The organism is Streptomyces sp. NPDC036764 (genome assembly GCF_055609385.1).
On record NZ_JBVJPT010000003.1, the window covers coordinates 198,039 to 219,713 of the forward strand.

The window sequence follows — 21,675 nt, forward strand, 5'->3', positions numbered from 1 at the left end:
CTTCGCGGTCATGACCTCCACCACCCCCACCGACTGGAACGATGCCAACCGTGCAATGTGGGACGAACGAGTCCCGCTGCACGCCGCCGGCGCCTTCTACGACCTCGACGGCTTCCGCGCCGGCACCGACCCCCTGCGCGACTTCGAGCTGGCCGAGGTGGGGGACGTCACGGGCAGATCGCTGCTGCACCTCCAGTGCCACATGGGCCTGGACACCCTGTCCTGGGCCCGGCACGGCGCCGCCCGCGTCGTGGGCCTGGACTTCTCCGAACCGGCGGTGGACGTGGCCCGCTCGCTCGCCGCCGACCTCGGACTCGGACCCGACCGTGCGGCCTTCGTCGCGGCCGACGTGTACGACGCCGCGCAGGCCGTGCCCGACCCCGCGTACGACATCGTCTACACCGGCGGGGGCGCCCTGTGCTGGCTGCCCGACCTCCGCCGCTGGGCCGAGACGGCCGCCTCGCTCGTCGCGCCGGGCGGGTTCCTGTACCTCGCCGAGTTCCACCCCCTCACCGAGGCCCTCGACGACGAGACGGGCTCGCGGGTCGTGCGCGACTACTTCGACCGGGACGCCCAGGTGTACGACATCCCCGGGACCTACGCCTCCGACCGCACCGACACCGTCAACAACCGCAGCGTCGAGTGGCAGCACCCGATCGGCGAGGTCGTGACCGCGCTCGCGGCGGCCGGGCTGCGCGTCGATTTCCTGCGCGAACACGACGTCTCGCTGTTCCGCCGGTTCGAGTCCTTCGAGGAGCGGGAGGGCTACTACCGCTTCCCGGCCGGCCGGCCGCGGATCCCGCTGATGTACTCGGTCAGGGCGAGCAAGGTCTGACTGTCAGTGCCGGGGTGCACACTCTGGGCATGACCGATCTGCGCAAGACAGTCGAGAGGTTCTGGGCCGCCGCCGAGGCCCGGGACTGGGACGCATTCGCCGGGACACTGGCCGAGGACGTGGTGTACACCCTGCCGCAGACGCGGGAGCAGATCAGCGGCAGGGAGCGGTACGTGCAGTTCAACCGGGAGTATCCGGGGGACTGGCATCTGCGTGTGGAGCGGATCGTCGCCGAGCCGGGACAGGTCGTGACGTGGCTCCACTTCAGGGTCGGGCTGGAGGAGATGTACGGCATCTCGTTCTTCACCGGCACCGACCGGATCACGTCCATAACCGACTTCTGGCCCGAGCCCTACGAGCCCCCGGCCGGCCGCGACCACCTCACCGTGCGGTACTGACCCCGCGGGCGGGCCCGGTCCGGCAGCCCCGTACCGTTGAGGCGTGTACCGGTTTCTGCTGACACCCCGTTGGTGGGGGATCAACATCTTCGTGCTGCTCGCCATCCCCTTCTGCGTGTTCATGGGGTCGTGGCAGCTCGGCCGGTTCGAGGCGCGCGTCGAGGACCATCGCAACGCCGGTGAGCAAGCCGCGGAGAACAAGCGGGAGGCCGCCCGGCCGCTCGCCGACCTGCTGCCGGTGGACAAGGCGACGGTGGGCCGGCAGGCGACCGCCCAGGGGCGGTACTCCGAGCAGTTGCTCGTGCCGGGCCGGGAGCTCGACGGCAAGCGGGGCTACTACGTCCTGACGCTGCTGCGCACCGACGACGGCAAGGCCCTGCCGGTCGTGCGGGGCTGGCTGCCGGGCGCCGCCGACCGCGCCGACGCCCCCGCCGCCCCCACCGGCGAGGTCACCGTCACCGGCGCGCTCCAGGCGTCCGAGCAGCCCGGGGAGAACGGCGTACCCGCGCAAGGAGGCCTGCCGTCCGGCCAGACGGCGGCGATCAGCGCGGCCTCGCTGGTGAACCTGGTGCCGTACGACGTCTACGACGCCTGGATCACCCTCACCAAGGCCGACCCCGGTATGAAGGCGGTCCCGGTGGCCGCCGCCGCTGACACGGGCCTCGACCTGAAGGCGTTCCAGAACCTCGGCTACACCGGCGAGTGGTTCGTCTTCGCCGGCTTCGTGGTCTTCATGTGGTTCCGGCTGCTGCGCCGCGAGGTGGAGTCCGTGCGGGACGCGGAGCTGGGGCTGACACCGGCCGAGGAGCCCGTCTCCAGCCCGTCCGGCGTCTGATCCGGGCGGCCCCGGCGGTGCGCTGCTATGCGCCCGCCAGCACGCCCGTCCAGTAGACCGTCCCCGCGCAGGCGTTGGACACGACCACCGTGGCCGTCGGGCCGCCCGCCTCCGTCGTGTTGGAGATCGTGACGCTGCCGTCGAGGGTGGTGTCCTCCCTCACGAGCTGGGTGGAGGTCCCCGTGTCACCGCCGGTGGAGGTGCCCTCGGTCGCGCCGCTGGTGGTGTCCGTCGGTGTCGGGTCGGGCGAGGGCTCTCCGCCGCCGGAGCCGCCGCCGTTGTTGTCGCCCGTCGTGGGACAGGCCTCCGAAGCGATCCAGGCGAACTTCACCGCGTACGACTCGCCCGGCTTGAGGACGAGCGAGGTGAGTTCCTGGGACGGGTCGGGCAGACCGGCCGCTGCGTCCCCGGCGATGTGCCGGATCGGGGTGATCTTCGTCTGGTCCGCCGCGCCCGACGCCAGCGCGCCCACGCTGCCGGGGCTGCTCACCATGCAGTCGGCCGTGGAGATGTTGCTGAAGCGGAAGGTGCCGTAGACCGCACCGGACGGGTCGGGTCCGTCGACGCTCCCGCCGGACGTGCCGAGTTGGTCGGCCGTACACGCCGCGATGCCGGCCGCGGTGGTCGCCTCGGGGTCGTCGGGGCTTCCGGAGCCGCTGCCCGCACCCGTGCCGGTGCCCTTGTCCTCCCCCTTGTGGCCGCCCTTGTCCTGATCCTGGGTCTTGCCGGAGGAGCCGCCCGAGGTGCTCTGGCCGCCCTCGGTCTCCTTGCCCTGACCGGCCCCGCCCTGTGCCTGCTCACCATGGCCGGCGACGGACGGGTTGACGTCGGAGCCGGTGGAGTTGGACACGTGCACCAGCGCCGGGACGGCGGTGCCGACGAAGAGGGCCGCGGCGGCCATGCCGACGAGCGCCTGACGCTTGCGCGCCCGTCGTGCGGGCACCGCCCGGCGCAGATGGTCCAGCGTGCCGTCGCGCGGCTCGATCTCCTGGACCGCGTCGTGCAGCAAGCTGCGCAGTACCAGCTCGTCCGAGTCGAGCCCCTCGGGGCCCTGGTCGTCGGGGCCGTGGTTCACAGTTCCGTTCCCAGCGTGCGATTGCTTCGGCTGTTGCATGTCCGGCCACCTCGCCGGCTCCGGCCGCCCGTCCCGGTCCCCGCTCATACCGGCTCCTCCATGGCGACCCGCAGCGCCGCGATGCCGCGCGAGCCGTACGCCTTCACCGAGCCCAGCGAGATGCCGAGCGTCTCGGCGACCTGCGCCTCGGTCATGTCCGCGAAGTACCGCAGGACGAGCACCTCGCGCTGGCGGCGCTGGAGACCCTTCATCGCCTTGATGAGGGAGTCCCGTTCGAGCTGGTCGTAGGCCCCCTCCTCCGCGCTCGCCATGTCGGGCATCGGCTTGGACAGCAGCTTCAGGCCGAGTATGCGGCGGCGCAGGGCGGAGCGGGAGAGATTCACGACCGTCTGACGCAGATACGCCAGTGTCTTTTCCGGATCCCGCACCCGCTTGCGCGCGGAGTGGACCCGGATGAACGCCTCCTGGACGACGTCCTCGCAGGAGGCGGTGTCGTCGAGGAGGAGGGCCGCGAGTCCCAGCAGGGAGCGGTAGTGCGCCCGGTAGGTCTCGGTGAGGTGATCGACGGTGGTGCCGGCCGCCGCGGTGTTCTCGGCGTGCTCGGCACCGTCACGCTGACTCGGAATGCGGGTGGGCCGCGCTGCGGGCATGGGCGCGATCACCGGCATGCCGCCGGCCACACCGGGCATGCGGGGTCGGACGGCCCGCCGGGGCGGCCGTAGAGCCGTACCGCGGGTCGCCGCACTGAAGTCGAGTACCTCTGCCACGCCTGTTGGACACGCGTCCCCCCGTAAGGGTTGTACGTGCCGGACGTCACTTTTGCGCCAGTCCTCGCAACCGACACTCTGCCGCCCGCAACTACCCGTCTTGCTCCAGGCAGCACTGCTGACCGTGCGTCAAACGCCCACATGCCTACCCGCTCTTCCGTTATGTCCCAAATGAACGGGGCGTCCCCACGCCCTGCTCATGGCGTCCCCACGCCAGAAAAAACGCGTCTCCACGCCCATGAGGGCGACCGCAAAGACGCTCCCCGCCCTGCAAGCGGTTGCAGAGCGGGGAGGAAAATCTTCGGATGCCGACCCGGCCCGGTTCAAGTGGTCCGGACCATCGATCAGCTCACATTCTTCACACAGATCCTACAAACGAATGCGTCGCAGACCAGGGGGTTTCCTGCGGCACCGGCCTTCTCACGAAAACTCCGCCGCCACGAGCTCGGCGATCTGAGCCGTGTTGAGGGCCGCGCCCTTGCGCAAATTGTCTCCGCAGACGAAGAGTTCGAGCGCCGTGGGATCGTCCAGCGCGCGCCGCACCCGGCCGACCCAGGTCGGATCCGTGCCCACGACGTCGGCGGGCGTCGGGAACTCACCGGCCGCCGGGTCGTCGTACAGCACGACCCCGGGTGCGGTGGCCAGGATCTCGCGCGCCTTGGCGACGGTGACCTCGCCCTCGAAGCGGGCGTGCACGGTCAGCGAGTGCCCGGTGAGCACCGGCACCCGTACACAGGTCACCGCGACCGGCAGTTTCGGCAGCCCGAGGATCTTGCGGGACTCGTCCCGCACCTTCATCTCCTCCGACGACCAGCCGTCCTCGCGCAGCGACCCGGCCCACGGCACGACGTTCAGCGCGACCGGCTCCGGGAACGGCCCGGTGTTCTCGCCGATGGCCCGCCGTACGTCGCCTGGACTGGTCCCAAGTTCCGTACCGGCGACCAGGGAGAGCTGCTGGCGCAGGGTGTCGACGCCGGCCCGGCCGGCCCCGCTCACCGCCTGGTAGGAGGAGACCACCAGGGAGCGCAGCCCGAACTCGGCGTGCAGCGCGCCCAGCGCCACGATCATGGAGAGGGTCGTGCAGTTGGGGTTGGCCACTATCCCGCGCGGCCGCCTGCGGACCACGTGCGCGTTGACCTCGGGCACGACGAGGGGCACCTCCGGATCCATCCGGAAGGCGCCCGAGTTGTCGACCACCACCGCGCCCGCGGCGGCGGCGATCGGCGCCCAGCGGGCGGCCACCTCGTCCGGTACGTCGAACATCGCGACGTCGACCCCGGCGAAGGCCTCCTCGCTGAGCGCCACCACCTCGACCTCCTCGCCGCGCACGGCCAGCTTGCGGCCGGCCGAGCGCGGCGAAGCGATCAGACGGATCTCACCCCAGACGTCCGCGCGCTGGGACAGGATCTGGAGCATGACCGAGCCGACGGCTCCGGTCGCACCCACGACCGCGAGCGTCGGTCGGTGAGTCATCGCCCGGTGCCCCCGTAGACAACGGCCTCGTCGCTGTCGGAGTCGAGCCCGAAGGCGGAGTGCACGGCGCGCACGGCCTCGTTGACGTCGTCGGCGCGGGTGACGACCGAGATGCGGATCTCGGAGGTGGAGATCAGCTCGATGTTCACGCCCGCGTCGGACAGCGCCTTGAAGAAGTCGGCCGTGACACCCGGGTTGGTCTTCATACCGGCGCCGACCAGGGAGATCTTGCCGATCTGGTCGTCGTAGCGCAGGGAGTCGAAGCCGATGCCGGCCTTGCTCTTCTCCAGGGCGTCGATGGCCTTGCGGCCCTCGGACTTCGGCAGCGTGAAGGAGATGTCCGTCAGACCGGTGGAGGCGGCGGACACGTTCTGCACGATCATGTCGATGTTGATCTCGGCGTCGGAGATCGCGCGGAAGATCGCGGCCGCCTCGCCCGGCTTGTCCGGCACGCCGACGACCGTGACCTTGGCCTCGGAGGTGTCGTGCGCGACACCGGAGATGATGGCCTGCTCCACCTGCTTGTCCCCTTGCTCGATCGGCTCGCTGCTGACCCACGTGCCCTGAAGCCCGCTGAAGCTGGACCGCACGTGGATCGGGATGTTGTAACGACGGGCGTACTCCACACACCGGTGGAGCAGCACCTTCGAGCCGGACGCGGCCAGCTCCAGCATGTCCTCGAAGGCGATCCAGTCGATCTTCTTCGCCTTCTTGACCACGCGCGGGTCGGCGGTGAACACGCCGTCGACGTCCGTGTAGATCTCGCAGACCTCGGCGTCGAGGGCCGCGGCCAGCGCCACGGCGGTGGTGTCCGACCCGCCGCGCCCCAGCGTGGTGATGTCCTTGGAGTCCTGGCTCACGCCCTGGAACCCGGCGACGATGGCGATGTTGCCGTCGTCCAGCGAGTCACGGATCCGGCCCGGTGTGACGTCGATGATCCGGGCTTTGTTGTGGACCGAGTCGGTGATGACACCTGCCTGGCTGCCGGTGAACGACTGGGCCGAGTGGCCCAGGTTTTTGATAGCCATGGCCAGCAGGGCCATGGAGATCCGCTCTCCCGCGGTCAGCAGCATGTCGAGCTCGCGCCCGGCAGGGATCGGGGATACCTGCTCGGCGAGATCGATCAGCTCGTCCGTCGTGTCGCCCATCGCGGAAACCACGGCGACCACCTGGTGGCCGTTCTTCTTGGCTTCCACGATCCGCTTGGCGACGCGCTTGATGCCCTCGGCATCGGCTACGGAGGAGCCTCCGTACTTCTGCACGACAAGGCCCACGTGCGCTCCTCGCTCAGTCCGTGTGTGTCGGCTCAGTTTACCGAGCGTCCGAATTCGACCTTGGGGTTCCCAGATGGTGAGATCCGGGCGCTCGGGGTCGTGTCTGCCCGGTGGGGAGCGCCGCACTCCGGAAAGTGGGACAGGTCACTCGCGGGTGATGCGGGCCGTCAGAAGACCATTGACGCTCTCCGTAGCCGCCCGATAACTTCGCGTCGTCGTCGCCACACCAGGGGCACAAGGCTCCATCGGGACTTGCGACGCGAAGGATTCTCTCCTTTGACGACTGCGACCGCTTCCGAGATCCAGCACGTCACATCAGCCGAGGCCGACAGGGATTCCGCGGCCGGCTCCCTCTTCGAGATCCAGCCCTTCACCCCGCACTGCGAGGTCATCCGCACCGCCGGCGACCACGCCGTCATCGGCGTCTCCCCCGGCAACAGCTACTTCTCCGCGGACCGTGTCCACGACCTGGCCCGCTGGGGCCTCGCCCTCTTCGAACGGGTGGACTTCGTCTACACGGACCTGTACGTGGCCGAGATGTACGTGGCGTCCGGCTATCCGCCCGACGACGCCCGCCGCAAGGCGGTGAAGAACCTGCGCGGGGTGCGGGCCAAGGTCCTCGGCGCAGTACGGGCCGCCGACCCCGGCGGCACCCGGCTGTACGCCCACGCCATGTCCGACTTCCGCGGCAACGCGGCGTACCGCGAGATCCACGACCGTCTCCAGTCCCGCCTCACCACGGACGACGAGTTCCGCACGACCTGCGAGAAACTCGTCGACTCCTTCCTGACCGGCAGGGACGTGGGCACGACCGCCGCCCAGCGGGAGGTCTGCCTGGCCTACGTCTGCGCCGAGGCGCCCCTCTTCCTGGACACCCCCGCCATCCTCGGCGTGCCGTCCTCCCTCAACTGCTACCACCAGCTTCTGCCGATGGCGGAGCTGCTCTACTCCCGCGGCGCCGGACTGCGCGCCTCCCGCAACCAGGGACACGCCATCGTCACGCCCGCCGAGGGGACCACCGATGCTCACTGAAGCCCCCCTCGACTTCCCGTTCTCCTGGCGCGGCGACCAGCTCCCGCACGAGGTCGAGGAGCTGCGGAACGCCGCGCCCGTTCGCCGGGTGCGCACCATCGCCGGCGACGAGGCATGGCTGGTGTCGTCGTACGCACTGTGCAAGCAGGTCCTCGAGGACTCCCGCTTCAGCCTGAAGGACACCTCCGCGCCCGGCGTGCCCCGCCAGTACGCGCTGACGATCCCGCCCGAGGTCGTCAACAACATGGGGAACATCACCGGCGCGGGGCTGCGCAGGGCCGTACTGAAGGCGCTGAACCCCAAGAGCCCCGGCCTTGCGGAATGGATGCGGGCCTGTGCCGGTGAACTCGTCGACGGGCTGATGCGCGAGGGCGCCCCGGCCGACCTGCGCGGCGGCTTCGCCGATCCGTACTCGGCGGGCATGCACTGCCGCATCCTCGGCATCCCGCCCGAGGACGCGCCCCGGCTGATGCGGAGCCTGGACATCGCGTTCATGAACTCGGCCTGCCCCGTCGCGGGCGCCCGGCTCAACTGGGACCGGGACATCGCCCATATGACGGAGCGGCTCGACGACCCGGCGACGACGGGCCTGATGGCCGAGCTCGCCGCCCTGCGCAACGACCCCGACTACGGCCATCTCACCGACGAGATGCTCGCGACGGTCGGGGTGACGATGTTCGGCGCCGGCACCATCTCCACCGCGGGCTTCCTGACCATGGCACTGGTGTCGCTGATCCAGCACCCCGACCTCCAGGCCGAGCTGGTCGCGGACCCCGGGAAGATCCCCGCGGCCGTGGACGAGCTCCTGCGGATCAACCTGTCCATCGGTGACGGGCTGCCGCGGCTGGCGACCGAGGACGTGACGCTGGGCGACGTGGACGTGAAGGCGGGCGAGCTCGTCCTGGTCCTGGTCGAGGGCGCGAACTTCGACCCGGCCGCCTTCCCCGACCCCCACCGGGTCGACCTCGGCCGGCACAACGCCACCGCCCATCTCTCCTTCGGCGGCGGGGCGCACTACTGCCCCGCGACCGCCCTCGGCCGCAAGCACGCCGAGATCGCCCTTCGAACGCTGCTGGAGCGGATGCCCGGGGTGCGCCTCGCGGTGCCGATCGAGCAGCTCGTGTGGCGCACGGGATTCATGAAGCGGATCCCGGAGCGGCTGCCCGTCATGTGGTAGCTCCGCTCGTCGGGAAATCCTGACGAATCCGGGGAAACCCCTGCTCACTGGCTCGGCGGCCGGTCGTCTTTAAGTTTCAACCACTAGGGTTCGCCCTGTGCGCGTACTTCTGGTGGAAGACGACGAACCGGTCGCCGAGTCGCTCCGGCGAGGACTGCTGCGCTACGGCTTCGAGGTGGCCTGGGTCGAAACGGGCGGCGCGGCACTGAGCCACAGCGACCCCTACGACGTCGTACTGCTCGATCTCGGGCTGCCCGACACCGACGGACTCGACGTCTGCAAGGCGCTGCGCGAGCGCGGCGACGTGCCGATCATCGTGATCAGCGCGCGCAGCGACGAGACGGACCGGGTGGTCGGCCTCGAGCTCGGCGCGGACGACTACGTCTCCAAACCGTTCGGCGTCCGCGAGGTCATCGCCCGGATACGGGCCGTGATGCGCCGCGTGCAGCCCCGTACGTCCGCCGCCGAGGCCGGCCCGGACCGCTACGGCGACCGCCTCACCGTCGACCGCAAGGCGGCCCGGGTCAAGCTGGACGGCGAGGAGGTGGCACTCGCGCCCAAGGAGTACGACCTGCTGGCCTTCCTCACCGAGGAGCCGGGGGCGCTGATGTCGCGCGAGCAGATCATGGAGGCGGTCTGGGACGCGAACTGGTTCGGCCCGACCAAGACGCTGGACGTGCACGTGGCGGCGCTGCGGCGCAAGCTCGCCGGGGCCGTCACGATCGAGGCGGTGCGCGGGGTCGGCTTCCGGCTGGAGATCGCGAGCGCCGAGCGGAGCGACAGCGGTAGCGACGCGTCATGATCCGCCAGCTCATCCGCAGTTACGTCGGGCTCGTCGCCGTGGCGATCGCCCTGTTCACGGTGCCGGTGGCCTTCACGCTCACGGACCAGCTCCGGGGCGACACCGCGGACTCCGTACGGCGCGAGGCCCACACCATGGCCCTGCTCCTCGGCAACGGCAACACCCCCTCGTGCGCGGCACTGGACGAGATGGCCAGGGCGTACGCCGGCCAGACTCCCGGCCAGGTCCAGGTGACCGGGCGCTGCGACACCGGCCTGCCGAGCCCGCAGCAGGACACGGCCCTGACCAGGGCCCTGGCGGACGGCAGGTCCACGACCGACTGGGGCTCCTCCTTCATCTGGGGGCCGGAGCTGAAGATCACGGTGCCCGCCCGTTCCAGCGCGGTGGACCTGGACGGCCGCAACCGGGGCCCGGTCGTCGGCGCGGTACGCATCGTGTACTCGACCGACGACCTCACCGAGCGGCTGTGGACGATCTGGGGTTTCCGCGCGGGCCTCGCGGTGGCCGTCCTCGCCGTGGCCGCGGTGATCGGCGCCGCGGCGGCGCGGCGCATCACCCGGCCCCTGCGCCAGCTCAACGACATGGCCAGCAGGTTCAGCGACGGCGATCTGACCGCCCGCTCCCCCGTGACGGGCCCGCCGGAGACCCAGACGCTGGCGCGCACCCTGAACCAGGGGGCGGAACGCCTGGACACGCTGGTCGCTTCCCAGCGCATCTTCGTGGCCGACGCCTCGCATCAACTCCGTACCCCTCTCACGGCGCTCAGGCTGTCGCTGGACAACATCGCGGACGGGGTGGACGACGAGTTCGTCAAGGAGGACGTGGAGCAGGCCACGGCCGAGGTCGTCCGGATGAGCCGGCTGGTGAACGGGCTGCTGGTGCTGGCGCGGGCGGAGGCCAAGGTGACGGCGGCGGAACCGCTGGCCCTGGACGACATCGTGCGCGAGCGGCTGGACGTGTGGAGGCCGGCCGCCGACGAGCGCGGAGTCACCATCGCGCACAGGGGGAGTGCCGACGGCCGGCTGCTGGTGCTGGCCAGTCCGGGTCATCTGGAGCAGGTGCTGGACAACGTGCTCTCCAACGCCCTGGAGGTGTCACCGGACGGTGGCACGATCACCGTCGAGGTGGAGTCAAAGGGCGACGAGGTGGTGCTCTCCGTGCTCGACGAGGGCCCCGGCATGCCGGACACCGACAAGTCCCGTGCCTTCGACCGGTTCTGGCGGGGCAGGGGGCTGACCGGGAAGTCCGGTTCGGGCCTCGGCCTCGCCGTCGTCAGGCAGTTGGTGACCGACGACGGCGGGACCGTGACGCTCGGGGACGCTCCCGGGGGCGGGCTGAAGGTGGCGATCAGCCTTCGGGCATCTTCGAGGAGTGGTGGTTGACGATGTACCACTCACCGCCGCGCTTCTCGTACGCGTAGGTGTAGCGGGCCTCGACGGTGCTCTTCTCGCCGGTCGCGGGGTCGGTGAGCGCGAACTCGTAGACGCCGGTGTCGATGGCGGAGTTGTTGTCGAGGACGTTGACGTGCGTCTCGATCTTCGTGCCGACCGGCTTGTTCGCGAGGAAGTGCTCGAAGTAGTCGACGATGCCGGCGCGGTCGGAACGGACCCGGTTGGAGACGGTGGGCAGCAGCACCGCGTCCTTCGCGTACAGGTCGGCGACCTGCTCCGGGTCCCCGGTCCCGAGGGCTCTGTTCCACTGGTCGAACAGGCCGGCTATCTCCTTCTTGCTGGGCTTCTTCTCGCTCCAGCCGGGCCCGGCGATCGCGGCACCGGCGGTGACGGTGCCGACGGCGGCCACGGCGGTGGAGGTGACAATGGCCACGCGCTTGCTGATGGAACGACGAGTCATCGCATCTCCCGTACGGGTCTGGTGGAAGTGACTCCAGACTCGCCGCGGGCCGGTTAGGGCCCGTGCAGCGGACGTACAGGCCGGGGACAACACGGCTCCAATTCGCCTCGCGTGACCGCCGGGTCACACAGCGGCCGCCTTCCCGCGGACCCGCCCGCGCACCAACTCGACGCCTGCGCCCAGCGATACGACGCCCATGCCGACGGCGGTCATGACGCCCTGGGCGCCGTCGACGACGAAGGGGGCGGCAGCGGCGACGACGGAGTTGAAGAGGAAAAGGAACCACAGGACGGGGCGGGAGGGGAGCAGGGCCTTCATGACGGTTTCCTTCGGGGCGGGGCCGTTGCTCACGGCCGTTGACCTGGCGCGATCAACGATCCCGTTCCCCGAGGTCAGCGACGAGGCAGTGAGCTCCCGAGGAAGGGGTGTAGCCCGCTACACCCCGGCCGTGGGCCGCGCCCCGTGTCACACCCGCCCTCCGAACAGTGCCGCGAGCCCGTGGTCCAGCTCCGCGCCCACGGTCTCCTCGCCCGGCGCGAGCACGGTGTAGGTGCGGGCCAGGAAGCGGTACAGGTCCGCGGTGGCGAAACGGAGCCTGGCCACGCCCTCCGGCGCGTGGAACTCCACGTAGGTGTGGGAGGTACCGCACGGCCGGACGCGCACGGTGCCGAGCCCGGCGGTCGCCCGCAGCCCCTCGCCCAGCAGTACGCGAGCGAACGTCCAGGTCGCGGCCTTGCCGTCCAGGGTGGCGTGGGCCGGGAAGTCGATGTGCACCGCCAGCGGGTCGCCGGAGGTGTAGCGGAGGGTCGCCGGTATGGCGATCTCCTGGTCGGCGGTGATCAGACGGGCGCCGGTCGGCTGCTCCAGGGTGACGTGCATGGTCGGGCTCCGATTCGGGGGCGGGGGCAGCGGCCGGGTACGGCCGTTGTGCCTGTGAGACGGCGCGAGGCCCCGGTGCATTACGCCGCTTCCGGAGCCTTTCCCTGTAACCTGCGTCACTTTTCGCCGCGCAGGTTCTCCTACCCGGGTAATCCCATCGCCCCGTTCCCCACGCCCGGTTACGGTCCACGCATGGAGATTTCGCGCTACGTGGCCTTCAGCAGCGACCCCGCGGGAGGCAACCCGGCCGGTGTGGTGCTCGACGCCACCGGGGTCGACGACAAGGCGATGCTGGAGACGGCGGCCGAACTCGGCTACTCGGAGTCGGCGTTCGTCGTGCCGGCCGGCGACGGCACGCTGGACATCCGGTACTTCAGCCCGCTCGCCGAGGTGCCGTTCTGCGGCCACGCGACGATCGCCACGGCCGTCGCCCACGCCGAACGGCACGGCACCGGGCGGCTGCTGCTGCGGACCCAGGCGGGCCCGGTCACCGTGACCACCGACCGGACGCCGGACGGCACCGTGACGGCGACCCTGGTGAGCGTGGCGCCGCACACGGAGCCCCTCGCGGAGGCCGACCTGGCCGAGCTGCTGACCATCCTGGGCTGGTCCCCCGCCGATCTGGACCCGGCGCTGCCGCCCCGCGTCGCCTTCGCCGGGGCCCGGCACCCGATCCTCGCCGCCACCACCCGGGAGCGGCTGGCCGACCTGGACTACGACATGGAGCCGCTGGCCGCCCTGATGGCCCGCGAGGACTGGACGACCGTCGACCTGATCTGGCGCGAGTCGTCCACCGTGTTCCACGCCCGCAACCCGTTCCCGCCCGGCGGTGTCGTGGAGGACCCGGCCACGGGTGCGGCGGCGGCCGCGTTCGGCGGCTATCTGCGCGAGCTCGAACTCGTCGCGCCACCCGCCGCACTGACGATCCATCAGGGCGTGGACATGGGCAGGCCGAGCACGATCACGGTGACCGTTCCGGCCGAGCCGGGCACGGGAATCGGCGTGACCGGCACGGCAGTACAGATCTGAGCCCGCGCGGGCCGGGGCCGGCGCTACTTCGCCGGCCGCAGCCCGAGCTGCTCCCCGATCTCCTGCTCCATGACCTTGCCGGCCTCGAACTCCAGCGTCTCGTCGCCCATCACGCCCTGGTCCGTGTCCAGGCCGTCCAGCTCCTCCAGGGGCTGGTCCAGGCGGATGTGGGCCAGGACCGAGTGCAGCGCACGCAGCGTCGCGGACGCCGTCGAGCCCCAGTTGGAGAAGTAGGAGAACTGCCACCACCACAGGGCCTCGGCGGTGCGGCCGGCACGGTAGTGGGCCATGCCGTGGCGCAGGTCGGTGATGACGTCGGTCAGGTCGTCGGAGATCCGGGCCGGGACCGGGGCCTTGCGGGGCTCGTAGGGGTCGAAGACCTCGGAGTAGACGTCGACCGGGTCCAGCAGGCGGGCGAGGTTCTCGCGGAGCTCGTCCACGTCCGCCTCGGGGCCCAGATCGGGCTCGTAGCGCTCATCGGGCACGATGTCCTCGTGGGCGCCGAGACGGCCGCCGGCCAGCAGGAGCTGGGAGACCTCCAGGAGGAGGAAGGGCACGGTCGAGCCCGGCTCGTCGCCCTTCGCGACCTCCGTGACGGCGACCAGGAAGCTCTCGATCTGGTCCGCGATCTGGACCGCGAAGTCGTCCGGGTTCTGCTCGGTCGCGTGCAGCGTGGCGTCAGACATCTAGGAGTCGTCTCCCCTCGAAGGCGCGGCCGAGGGTGACCTCGTCCGCGTATTCCAGGTCGCCACCCACCGGGAGGCCGCTGGCCAGGCGGGTGACCTTCAGGCCCATGGGCTTGATCATGCGCGCGAGGTACGTGGCCGTGGCCTCGCCCTCGAGATTCGGATCGGTGGCCAGGATCAGCTCCGTGACCGTCCCGTCGGCCAACCGCGCGAGAAGTTCTCGTATACGCAGGTCGTCCGGTCCGACACCCTCGATCGGGCTGATGGCGCCGCCGAGGACGTGGTAGCGGCCACGGAACTCACGGGTCCGCTCGATCGCCACGACGTCCTTCGGCTCCTCGACCACGCAGATCACCGCCGGATCACGGCGCGTGTCGCGGCAGATGTTGCACAGCTCCTCCTGTGCGACGTTCCCGCACGTCGCACAGAAGCGGACCTTCGCCTTGACCTCCATGAGGGCCTGCGCGAGGCGCCGTACGTCCGTCGGTTCCGCCTGCAGGATGTGGAAGGCGATCCGCTGGGCGCTCTTGGGACCGACGCCGGGCAGCCGACCCAGCTCGTCGATCAGGTCCTGGACCACGCCTTCGTACAACGGACTGCCGTCCTTCCTGGGGTTCCTTACGGTACGTACGGTAGTTGGCGACGCCCCCTCTTAGAAAGGCAAGGCGGGGAACGCCCTGAGCGTCAGAACGGCAGGCCGGGGATCCCGCTGCCGCCGCCCAGGCCTTGGGCCAGCGGGCCCAGCTTCTGCTGCTGGAGGTTCTGCGCGTTCTCGTTGGCCGCCTGGACGGCCGCGATGATCAGGTCGGCGAGGGTCTCGGTGTCCTCCGGGTCCACCGCCTTCGGGTCGATCTTCAGCGCGCGGAGCTCGCCGGAGCCGGTGACAGTGGCCTTCACCAGGCCGCCGCCCGCCTGTCCGTCGACCTCGGTCTGCGCCAGTTCCTCCTGCGCCCGCTGCAAGTCCTGCTGCATCTTCTGGGCCTGCTGGAGAAGCTGCTGCATGTTGGGCTGGCCACCACCGGGGATCACGATCAGCTCCTTGCGTGTCTACGCGTTTCCCGTTCAGCACGAGCCTACGTGGTCTGCGTGGCCGTCGCCCCGGCACTCTTTCGAGTGAGAGGAACTGGAGTCCTATACCTGATCAAGACCCACTTCCGGGCGGAAAAGAGGCGAAAGGCATCTCTTCGCCACCCATTGGGCGGTAGGAAGGGTCCGGCGCGTCAGCCTCAGGTGTTGCGTGACGTTCCGTGCGCTGCGGGGGTCGCATCCACGTCGTATGTCGCACGTGATGTCACGCACCGTGACAGTAGGGAGTGCCGGGTGGGTCAGTCGGAGATGCAGCCCGACAGGTCGCCGAAGGACGGGCGGGACGGCGAAGGGGCGGCCTGGCTGCGGCTGGGCGATCTGACGGGGCGGGCGTTTCCGCACGGCGACTGGGGGGAGCCGGCGGCGCGGCTCGACGAGCTGTACCGGTGGGTGGAGCGGGGGGCGCTGGACACGGCGGCGTGGTATCTCACGGACCGGGTGTGGAAGCGGCGCGGGGCGCGGGCGCTGCGCGGCGGGGCGGCGGCGGGGGCCGTGGTCGGAGCCGCGCTGCCGCTCCTCGATCTGACCGGGGTCGCGAGCGGGGTGGCCCCCTGGGGGTATCTGGCGCTGTTGATCGCCGTGGCCTGCGTGGCGGTCGACCGGTTCTTCGGGGTCACGTCCGGGTGGATAAGGGACGTCGCCACGGCCCAGGCCGTACAGCGGCGGCTTCAGGTGCTTCAGTTCGACTGGGCGACGGAGAGCGTGCGGGAGGTCCTCGGCCCGGCCGAGGGCACGGCCGGCGAGGCCGCCGAGCGGTGCCTGGGTGTGCTGCGCCGGTTCTCCGAGGACGTGACCGAGCTGATGCGGGCGGAGACGGCGGACTGGATGGTGGAGTTCCGCACGGGCACCGCACCCCTCGGCATCCAGTCGTCGGTACCCGGAGCGAGCCGCCCGGACGCGGCCGCGACACTGGCCCGCTTCCCGGTGCCCCCGACGAACGGCACCCGCCCGAACATGCCGCGTCAGCGACCGCCCGAGCCCCGCTGAGGACCGCTCCCCGCACTCACGACTGAGGGGACGGGAAGGCCACCGGGCTGCGCAGGCCCGACCGGTTCATCGCTCGTACGCCGAAGAACACGTTGTCCTTGGACAGGTCCACCTCGTGGGTCGTCGTGTCGCCGACCGGCAGGACGTGGGTCCACTCCGGGGACGTCGTCTCGCGCCAGACGACCTCGTAGCCGGCGAGGTCCGGTTCCGGGCCTCTCGGCCAGGTCAGGCGGGTGGAGTTGGTGAGGTTGCTGGTGATGATCCGCGGGTTCCTCGGAGTGCCAGGGGCCTGGGCGAGGGTCCACAGGGTCGCCGCGTTGACCCTCGCCACCCGCGCCGTGAAGGCGAAGTCGCAGAACTCCGGCAGGTCGCCGTACTGCTTGCCGGTGTCGTCGACGCGGACGTCCTGGTGCTGGTGGGCGAAGTCCTCGGCCGGCTCGGTGAAGCGGGCGGCGGGGTAGCCGCGCTCCAGGAAGGGGATGTGGTCGCCGCCCCGCAGGTAGCGGTCCCGGCGGTAGATCACCCGCACCCGCATGCCGGTCGCGTCGTTGTCCGCCACGTCCCGGACGAAGCGGGCCAGTTGGCGGGTCGCCGAGTCGTTCTCGCCGCCCACCGAGCGGCGCAGCGCCGCCTGTTCGGGGGTCTCGGAGGACGGGACCCCCTCGGTGAACAGGCGGATCGTGTACGGGTCGCGGGTGCCGTCGTCCGCCGTGGCGCTGCCGACGATGTCGTTGGTGAACATGCCCTGGACGTCCGTGCCCGCCGCCTTCAACTGCTGTGCCAGGTACGCCGATCCGTACAGGCCCTGCTCCTCCCCCGCCACCGCCGCGAACACGATCGTCGACGCCGGTCGCCGCTTGGCCATCACCCGCGCCAGCTCCAGGACCACGGCCACGCCGGAGGCGTCGTCGTCCGCGCCCGGTGCGTCGGACGTGGCGTCCATGACGTCGGTGACCCGGGAGTCGTAGTGGCCGGAGACGACGTACACGCGCTCCGGGGTCACCGAGCCGCGCAGCGTCGCGACGACGTTCGTGATCTTCGTGGGGGTGGGGATGCGCGGCGCCGGTTCCTGGACGTACGACTGCAGTTCCGCCGTCATCCGGCCCCCGGAGGCCGCGGCGCAGGAGTTCAGTTCGGCCAGCAGCCAGTCGCGGGCCGCGCCGATGCCCCGGCTCGGGTCGTCCTGGACGGAGAGGGTGTGGCGGGTGCCGAAGGAGACGAGTCTGCGGACCGTGGCCTCGATGCGGGCGGGGTCGATCTCACGCAGGAGGGCACGCAGTTCGCGGGTCGGGCGCTGGGCCGTCGCCGCAGGGCGGTCCGCCGACGCGGAGGCCGCCTGGGCCGTACCGGTCGCCGCCTCGGCCGTACCGGTCGCCGCCTCGGCCATACCGGTCGCCGTCAGCGCGGCCGCGCTCGCTGCCGAAGCCGCCGTGGCCGTCAGGACCGTTCGTCTGGTGGGGCTGGGGCGCATGGGTCCTCCCGGTGCTGCCGATGCCGGCCGACCCCGTCATGGTTGTGTACATGGCAACCAACGGCAAGGGTGCCTCGGCCGCCACCGGCCCTCGGCTCAGCCGCACAGCTTCAGTCCGACCGGCGTCCCGCACGGCAGATGCCCCTGCGTGCGGATCACCTGCTGACTGCTCTCCTTGTCCAGGTAGGCGAGGAACCCCGCGGTGAGGGAGTCGCCGGACGCGGTGCCGTAGGTGTAGGCGTACTCGATGTCGCGGTACGGATAGGCGCTGTCGCCGCGCTCGATCTCGTCGACGTTCGCCCGGTCGCCGTCGAGCGGCACCGGCCGCAGGCCCTTGTGCCTGGCGGCGACACCGAGCTCGCTGTACCCGATCGCCCCGGGCTGCTCGGCGATCTTGTCCAGGACGTCGCCGGTACCGGCGAGTTCGCACCGCGTCACGGCGGTGACGGCACCGGCGGCGGGCGGCAGTCCAGTGACGTGCTCTGCGCCCGCTCCCACTCCCCCAGAGGGGGGACCCCCAGCCCGGCCCGAGCGCACGTCGTCGCCTATCGGGTTGTCCATCTGGACGCGGTAGCCGATCCTCCCCCACTGCCTTAAGGACGTGGGAGGTGCCCCCAGCGGCGCGGCACGCGCCGTTCGTACCAGACCATGACGCCCGACGCGACGACACCGAGGACCGCCGTGCCGACGGCCACGATGTTCTCTGCGCTCAGCCACTCCACCGTGGTGCCCCCGCAACTCACCAGAGCCGTAGTGGGGTCACCGTACGTCCGTTCGGGACCGTCGGCGCTGCTCGGGCGGCGATGTTCGCCGTACGTTCAACTGCCTCACAGGCACCGGGACTTCACTCCCGTCGATCACTGCTTGGTGTACGTCAGCTTCTCCCCGCTGCCCGTGGTCACCCGCTCCAGCCTGCCGTCCGGCAGCAGCGAGATCTCGGTGGCCTTGCCCGGCGAACAGGTGGGCGGCTCGCCGACCGTCACCGTGGACGGGCCGATCTGCAACGGGCCGTCGCCGCCCGGCGCCGCGGAGAGGTCCGCCTCGAACTCGCAGTGGTAGGTGCCGGTGCCGGCGGGCCCGTCGGCGACGAGGGACAGGACCGTGTCGCCCACCTCGCCCTGCCGGATGATCAGTTGGCGGGTGTTCCGGCCGGTGCCGCTGTCGATGGTGGCCGTCCAGGTGCCCACGTAGCCCGCCGGGACCGCGCCGTCCGCGGACACCGAGGGGGATGGGGTGGCAGTGGTCGGGTCGGAGGTCGGGGAGTCGGTCGCGGTGGACGTGGCGGTGGGCCCGTCGGTCGGATCGCCGCCGGCCCTGTCGTCACCGCCGCCGCTCATGAGGGCGTACACCGAGCCGCCCGCGGCGAGCGCGACGACCAGCGCGACCACGACGAGCGCCACCGTGGAACGGCCGCTGCGCCGGGGCGGTTCGGGCTGCGGCGCCGGGAGGTACGGCAGGGGCGGGCCGTAGGGCGGGGTGGAGCCGTACTGCGGATTCGGATTCGGGTACGGCGGGTTCGGGCCGTACGCCCCGTATGCGGGGGCGGAGCCGTAGGGCGGGTTGGAGCCGGCCTGCGGATAGCCGTACGCCGGCTGCTGCGGGTGCTGCTGCGGGAACCCGTACGCCGGGTGGGCCGGGGCGCTGCCGGGCGCGGCGGCGTCCCCGAAGGCACCGCCGGGGGGCGTGCCCGGGCCCGGCGGCGCGGTCGGACCGCGCTGGGCCGCGGAAATGGTGGGAAGCTGATCCGCCGGCGTCGGCCCGGCGGCCGGGGCGTGCTCGGGAGAGGCAGCGGGCGTCGGCTCCCCGGAACCCGGCTCACCAGAACCCGGCGAGCTCGCCGCCGTCGGGTCGGCTTCGCGTGTGGGTGGCTGGGCTGTCGTTCCGGCCACCGGGTTCTCCGCGTCCAGCAGTCGTACCGCGTGCCGCCCGAGCTGGGCCACCAGTGCGCTCGGCAGCCAGGGGTCGCGGGAGCGGCCGCTCGAGACGGTGTCCTCGGCGCCCGTGCGCTCCAGGATGCGGTCGAGCGTCGGGCGAACGCCGGGGTCCTTGCGCAGACAGTCCCGCACCAGCTCGGCGATGCCCTCGGGCATGCCCTCCAGGTCGGGGTCCTCCTGGGCGATCCGGAACATCACGGCGTGCGGGCCGCTGTCGACGGATCCGAAGGGAAGCCTGCCGGTGGCGGCGTACGCGAGGACCGAGCCCAGGCAGAACACGTCGCACGCGGGCGTGATCCGGTCGCCGCGCACCTGCTCGGGCGCCATGAACCCCGGCGACCCGACGAGCGCGCCGGTGCGCGTGAGCCCGCTCTCGTCGACCGTCTCCAGGGCGCGCGCGATGCCGAAGTCGATGACGCGGGGCCCGTCGATGGTGACCAGGACGTTCGACGGCTTCAGATCCCGGTGCACGATCCCCGCGGCGTGGATGTCCTTGAGCGCGTGCGACAGCCCCGCCGCCAGGATGCGCACCGAACGCTCCGGCAGCGCCCCGTGGTCGTGCCCGACGACCTGCTGGAGGCTGGGCCCGGCGACATACCCGGTGGCGACCCAGGGCACGTCGGCCTCGGTGTCCGCGTCGAGCACCGGCGCGGTCCAGAACCCGCCGACCTGCCGGGCGGCCTGCACCTCCTGCCGGAATCTGGCCCGGAATTCCTCCTGCGCGGCCAGTTCCCGCCGCACGAGCTTCACGGCGACCGTACGGCCACGGTCCGACCGGGCGAGATAGACGTCCCCCATGCCGCCCGCGCCCAGCTTCGCCAGCAGCCGATATGCCCCGATCTGCTGTGGATCCCCCGGCCCCAGCTTCTCCATCGCACGCCCCCAACCAGCCCCCGCCTATGCGTCGGCCCCACGATAGTGCGGCATAAAAGGAGGTGAGCGGGGCGGCGCCTACGGTTCCGTAACAGGAACGGCGATCTGGTCGAGCACTTTCGACAACCGTTCCAGAACCCTTACGGCATCGGCGAGTTCCGCCTCCCCCATGGCGTCCGCCAGTCGGTCCGCGAAGGCCGCGTGGCCGGGGTCGATCCGGTGGATCGCCGCCCGCCCCTGGTCCGTCGGCGCGAGGAGTTTGGCGCGGCGGTGGGCCGGGTTGGGCCGGTACTCCGCGAGCCCCTTGTCCACCAGCAGATCGGCGATGCGCTGCACGCTCTGCCGGGTGATGCCCATCGCGCGGGCGATCCCGGAGACCGGCAGGGGTTCGCCGAGCACCGCGCCCAGCACCTGCCACCAGGCCGCCGTCAGCCCGGAGGGCCGGGCCAGTTCCTCGGCGACCCCGAGGAACTGGCCGTTGAGCCGGAAGACACCGAGCGCGCTGCGGCTGAGCAGGTCCTGCCGCTCCCGGCTCACGCCGCTCCCGCCTTCGCCAGTACGGCGTACGCCTCGGCGTCGGAGTCGTGGAACAGCCGGTACCAGGCGTCCAGCACCTCGCCCTCGTACACCCCGAGCAGCCGGAAGATCTCCCGGGCGAAGGCGACCGGCTCGGTCGGGCCGGCGGTGATCAGCCTGCCGTCGGTGACGGCGTCGGCGTCGACGTACCGCTCGCCGCCGCCGTAGCCGGTGGCCGCGAGGTAGAAGGAGACGGCGCTGGTGTGGGCGCGGTCGTCGAGCAGTCCCTCGCGGGCGAGGCCGGCGGTGGCACCGCAGATCGCGGCGACGGGCACGCCGGCGTCGAGGAACTCGCGGGCCTTGCGGGCGAAGGGCGCCAGGTCGTCGCCCGCGTCCCACAGGTCGGCGCCCGGCAGGATCAGCAGGGAGCTGTCCTCGGGCCGTACGTCGTCCAGGGCGAGGTCGGGCCGGACGCACAGTCCGCCGATGCTCCTGACGGGCTGCGTGGACGGGCCGACGGTGCGGATGTCGTGGCCGGCGCGAGCGAGATGGGCGGTGGCGTGTCCCGTCTCCCAGTCGGCGTAGGTGTCGTAGACGGCGAGGTGCACGGGCTTGCTGCTCATGGCTTCCCCCAGGAGGCTTCGGCGATTTCGAAGATGACAGCATCCTGACATTTAGACAGCCTGCTGTCAATG

Annotated in this window: 24 protein-coding genes and 1 pseudogene; 9 read left to right on the forward strand and 16 right to left on the reverse strand. The window is 71.3% G+C overall.

The window, feature by feature from the left end; translation table 11 throughout:
* The first annotated feature begins 10 nt into the window (after window positions 1-10).
* Genes ACZ69Q_RS15770 through ACZ69Q_RS15780 form a run of 3 tightly spaced genes read left to right on the forward strand, consistent with a single transcriptional unit; the run spans window position 11 to window position 2,068 of the window.
* On the forward strand, window positions 11-835 hold the full coding sequence (locus ACZ69Q_RS15770) for a class I SAM-dependent methyltransferase (RefSeq protein ID WP_471041814.1): 825 nt from the start codon (window positions 11-13) through the stop codon (window positions 833-835).
* Between the two features lie 29 nt (window positions 836-864).
* A complete protein-coding gene (locus ACZ69Q_RS15775; protein WP_471041816.1) occupies window positions 865-1,233 on the forward strand; it encodes a nuclear transport factor 2 family protein in 369 nt (122 codons plus the stop codon).
* Window positions 1,234-1,276: 43 nt separating this feature from the next.
* Complete coding sequence (locus ACZ69Q_RS15780; protein WP_471041818.1) at window positions 1,277-2,068, forward strand: SURF1 family protein; 792 nt, start codon at window positions 1,277-1,279, stop codon at window positions 2,066-2,068.
* Between the two features lie 25 nt (window positions 2,069-2,093).
* Here the strand turns inward: ACZ69Q_RS15780 and ACZ69Q_RS15785 are convergent, their stop codons facing one another.
* The 4 genes from ACZ69Q_RS15785 to ACZ69Q_RS15800 form a co-directional block, all read right to left on the reverse strand.
* Window positions 2,094-3,143 carry a hypothetical protein gene (locus ACZ69Q_RS15785; protein ID WP_471041820.1) on the reverse strand — a complete coding sequence of 350 codons (1,050 nt, stop codon included), beginning with the start codon at window positions 3,141-3,143 and terminating at the stop codon, window positions 2,094-2,096.
* 83 nt (window positions 3,144-3,226) lie between these two features.
* On the reverse strand, window positions 3,227-3,910 hold the full coding sequence (locus tag ACZ69Q_RS15790) for a SigE family RNA polymerase sigma factor (RefSeq protein ID WP_471041822.1): 684 nt from the start codon (window positions 3,908-3,910) through the stop codon (window positions 3,227-3,229).
* Between the two features lie 420 nt (window positions 3,911-4,330).
* On the reverse strand, window positions 4,331-5,383 hold the full coding sequence (locus ACZ69Q_RS15795; protein WP_471041824.1) for an aspartate-semialdehyde dehydrogenase: 1,053 nt from the start codon (window positions 5,381-5,383) through the stop codon (window positions 4,331-4,333).
* The gene (locus ACZ69Q_RS15800) at window positions 5,380-6,657 is read right to left on the reverse strand and encodes an aspartate kinase (protein WP_380850666.1); all 1,278 of its coding nucleotides are present in this window, start codon (window positions 6,655-6,657) and stop codon (window positions 5,380-5,382) included. Before ACZ69Q_RS15800 ends, ACZ69Q_RS15795 begins: the two co-directional genes overlap by 4 nt.
* A gap of 276 nt (window positions 6,658-6,933) precedes the next feature.
* Between ACZ69Q_RS15800 and ACZ69Q_RS15805 the strand changes: the two genes are divergently transcribed.
* The 4 genes from ACZ69Q_RS15805 to ACZ69Q_RS15820 all read left to right on the forward strand — a co-directional run bounded on the left by ACZ69Q_RS15805 (window position 6,934) and on the right by ACZ69Q_RS15820 (window position 11,050).
* Window positions 6,934-7,689, forward strand: coding sequence for a cyclodityrosine synthase (locus tag ACZ69Q_RS15805; RefSeq protein ID WP_471041826.1), 756 nt, complete (start codon window positions 6,934-6,936; stop codon window positions 7,687-7,689).
* A complete protein-coding gene (locus ACZ69Q_RS15810; protein ID WP_471041828.1) occupies window positions 7,679-8,866 on the forward strand; it encodes a cytochrome P450 in 1,188 nt (395 codons plus the stop codon). Before ACZ69Q_RS15805 ends, ACZ69Q_RS15810 begins: the two co-directional genes overlap by 11 nt.
* A gap of 97 nt (window positions 8,867-8,963) precedes the next feature.
* Entirely contained in the window at window positions 8,964-9,668 is a 705-nt protein-coding gene (locus ACZ69Q_RS15815; protein ID WP_471041830.1) for a response regulator transcription factor, read from the forward strand.
* Entirely contained in the window at window positions 9,665-11,050 is a 1,386-nt protein-coding gene (locus ACZ69Q_RS15820) for a sensor histidine kinase (protein WP_471041832.1), read from the forward strand. Before ACZ69Q_RS15815 ends, ACZ69Q_RS15820 begins: the two co-directional genes overlap by 4 nt.
* Here the strand turns inward: ACZ69Q_RS15820 and ACZ69Q_RS15825 are convergent.
* The 3 genes from ACZ69Q_RS15825 to ACZ69Q_RS15835 all read right to left on the reverse strand — a co-directional run bounded on the left by ACZ69Q_RS15825 (window position 11,016) and on the right by ACZ69Q_RS15835 (window position 12,398).
* Window positions 11,016-11,519: an SgcJ/EcaC family oxidoreductase gene (locus tag ACZ69Q_RS15825; RefSeq protein WP_471041834.1), complete on the reverse strand. Its 504-nt coding sequence runs from the start codon at window positions 11,517-11,519 to the stop codon at window positions 11,016-11,018. The genes ACZ69Q_RS15820 and ACZ69Q_RS15825 overlap by 35 nt on opposite strands.
* 123 nt (window positions 11,520-11,642) lie before the next feature.
* A complete protein-coding gene (locus ACZ69Q_RS15830) occupies window positions 11,643-11,837 on the reverse strand; it encodes a hypothetical protein (protein WP_471041836.1) in 195 nt (64 codons plus the stop codon).
* A 147-nt stretch (window positions 11,838-11,984) separates the two neighbouring features.
* A complete protein-coding gene (locus ACZ69Q_RS15835; protein ID WP_471041837.1) occupies window positions 11,985-12,398 on the reverse strand; it encodes an SsgA family sporulation/cell division regulator in 414 nt (137 codons plus the stop codon).
* Window positions 12,399-12,590: 192 nt separating this feature from the next.
* On the opposite strand from ACZ69Q_RS15835, the gene ACZ69Q_RS15840 reads away from it, so the two are divergent.
* Window positions 12,591-13,427 (forward strand): PhzF family phenazine biosynthesis protein, encoded by an 837-nt coding sequence (locus tag ACZ69Q_RS15840; protein WP_471041839.1) that lies wholly within the window; start codon window positions 12,591-12,593, stop codon window positions 13,425-13,427.
* A 23-nt stretch (window positions 13,428-13,450) separates the two neighbouring features.
* Here the strand turns inward: ACZ69Q_RS15840 and ACZ69Q_RS15845 are convergent, their stop codons facing one another.
* From ACZ69Q_RS15845 to ACZ69Q_RS15855, 3 genes are all read right to left on the reverse strand, one after another.
* Entirely contained in the window at window positions 13,451-14,113 is a 663-nt protein-coding gene (locus ACZ69Q_RS15845; protein ID WP_471041841.1) for a DUF5063 domain-containing protein, read from the reverse strand.
* Window positions 14,106-14,705 carry a recombination mediator RecR gene (recR, locus tag ACZ69Q_RS15850; RefSeq protein WP_030053254.1) on the reverse strand — a complete coding sequence of 200 codons (600 nt, stop codon included), beginning with the start codon at window positions 14,703-14,705 and terminating at the stop codon, window positions 14,106-14,108. Before recR ends, ACZ69Q_RS15845 begins: the two co-directional genes overlap by 8 nt.
* Before the next feature lie 92 nt (window positions 14,706-14,797).
* Window positions 14,798-15,142 (reverse strand): YbaB/EbfC family nucleoid-associated protein, encoded by a 345-nt coding sequence (locus ACZ69Q_RS15855; protein WP_471041843.1) that lies wholly within the window; start codon window positions 15,140-15,142, stop codon window positions 14,798-14,800.
* A gap of 291 nt (window positions 15,143-15,433) precedes the next feature.
* Here ACZ69Q_RS15855 and ACZ69Q_RS15860 point away from each other — a divergent pair, with 291 nt between their 5' ends.
* Complete coding sequence (locus ACZ69Q_RS15860) at window positions 15,434-16,186, forward strand: SLATT domain-containing protein (protein ID WP_471041845.1); 753 nt, start codon at window positions 15,434-15,436, stop codon at window positions 16,184-16,186.
* Between the two features lie 16 nt (window positions 16,187-16,202).
* On the opposite strand, the gene ACZ69Q_RS15865 is transcribed toward ACZ69Q_RS15860, so the two are convergent.
* The 6 genes and pseudogenes from ACZ69Q_RS15865 to ACZ69Q_RS15890 form a co-directional block, all read right to left on the reverse strand.
* A complete protein-coding gene (locus ACZ69Q_RS15865; protein WP_471041847.1) occupies window positions 16,203-17,657 on the reverse strand; it encodes a M28 family metallopeptidase in 1,455 nt (484 codons plus the stop codon).
* 96 nt (window positions 17,658-17,753) lie between these two features.
* A complete protein-coding gene (locus ACZ69Q_RS15870) occupies window positions 17,754-18,155 on the reverse strand; it encodes a type 2 periplasmic-binding domain-containing protein (RefSeq protein WP_471042679.1) in 402 nt (133 codons plus the stop codon).
* 21 nt (window positions 18,156-18,176) lie between these two features.
* Window positions 18,177-18,379 (reverse strand): annotated as a pseudogene (locus ACZ69Q_RS15875) (hypothetical protein); the annotation flags it as partial.
* Between the two features lie 135 nt (window positions 18,380-18,514).
* Complete coding sequence (locus tag ACZ69Q_RS15880; RefSeq protein ID WP_471041849.1) at window positions 18,515-20,464, reverse strand: serine/threonine-protein kinase; 1,950 nt, start codon at window positions 20,462-20,464, stop codon at window positions 18,515-18,517.
* Between the two features lie 78 nt (window positions 20,465-20,542).
* The gene (locus ACZ69Q_RS15885; RefSeq protein ID WP_471041850.1) at window positions 20,543-21,001 is read right to left on the reverse strand and encodes a MarR family winged helix-turn-helix transcriptional regulator; all 459 of its coding nucleotides are present in this window, start codon (window positions 20,999-21,001) and stop codon (window positions 20,543-20,545) included.
* Window positions 20,998-21,603, reverse strand: a complete 606-nt coding sequence (locus tag ACZ69Q_RS15890; RefSeq protein ID WP_471041852.1) for a type 1 glutamine amidotransferase family protein — start codon at window positions 21,601-21,603, stop codon at window positions 20,998-21,000. The genes ACZ69Q_RS15885 and ACZ69Q_RS15890 overlap by 4 nt, the downstream gene beginning before the upstream one ends.
* Between the last annotated feature and the right edge of the window lie 72 nt (window positions 21,604-21,675).

Excerpts from the sequence above, each read along its gene's own strand:
- ACZ69Q_RS15770 (WP_471041814.1), top strand. The coding sequence starts at position 11 with ATGACCTCCACCACCCCCACCGACTGGAACGATGCCAACCGTGCAATG.
- ACZ69Q_RS15775 (WP_471041816.1), top strand. The coding sequence starts at position 865 with ATGACCGATCTGCGCAAGACAGTCGAGAGGTTCTGGGCCGCCGCCGAG.
- ACZ69Q_RS15795 (WP_471041824.1), bottom strand. The coding sequence starts at position 5,383 with ATGACTCACCGACCGACGCTCGCGGTCGTGGGTGCGACCGGAGCCGTC.
- ACZ69Q_RS15810 (WP_471041828.1), top strand. The coding sequence starts at position 7,679 with ATGCTCACTGAAGCCCCCCTCGACTTCCCGTTCTCCTGGCGCGGCGAC.
- ACZ69Q_RS15820 (WP_471041832.1), top strand. The coding sequence starts at position 9,665 with ATGATCCGCCAGCTCATCCGCAGTTACGTCGGGCTCGTCGCCGTGGCG.
- ACZ69Q_RS15825 (WP_471041834.1), bottom strand. The coding sequence starts at position 11,519 with ATGACTCGTCGTTCCATCAGCAAGCGCGTGGCCATTGTCACCTCCACC.
- ACZ69Q_RS15830 (WP_471041836.1), bottom strand. The coding sequence starts at position 11,837 with ATGAAGGCCCTGCTCCCCTCCCGCCCCGTCCTGTGGTTCCTTTTCCTC.
- ACZ69Q_RS15835 (WP_471041837.1), bottom strand. The coding sequence starts at position 12,398 with ATGCACGTCACCCTGGAGCAGCCGACCGGCGCCCGTCTGATCACCGCC.
- ACZ69Q_RS15840 (WP_471041839.1), top strand. The coding sequence starts at position 12,591 with ATGGAGATTTCGCGCTACGTGGCCTTCAGCAGCGACCCCGCGGGAGGC.
- ACZ69Q_RS15845 (WP_471041841.1), bottom strand. The coding sequence starts at position 14,113 with ATGTCTGACGCCACGCTGCACGCGACCGAGCAGAACCCGGACGACTTC.
- ACZ69Q_RS15865 (WP_471041847.1), bottom strand. The coding sequence starts at position 17,657 with ATGCGCCCCAGCCCCACCAGACGAACGGTCCTGACGGCCACGGCGGCT.
- ACZ69Q_RS15880 (WP_471041849.1), bottom strand. The coding sequence starts at position 20,464 with ATGGAGAAGCTGGGGCCGGGGGATCCACAGCAGATCGGGGCATATCGG.
- ACZ69Q_RS15890 (WP_471041852.1), bottom strand. The coding sequence starts at position 21,603 with ATGAGCAGCAAGCCCGTGCACCTCGCCGTCTACGACACCTACGCCGAC.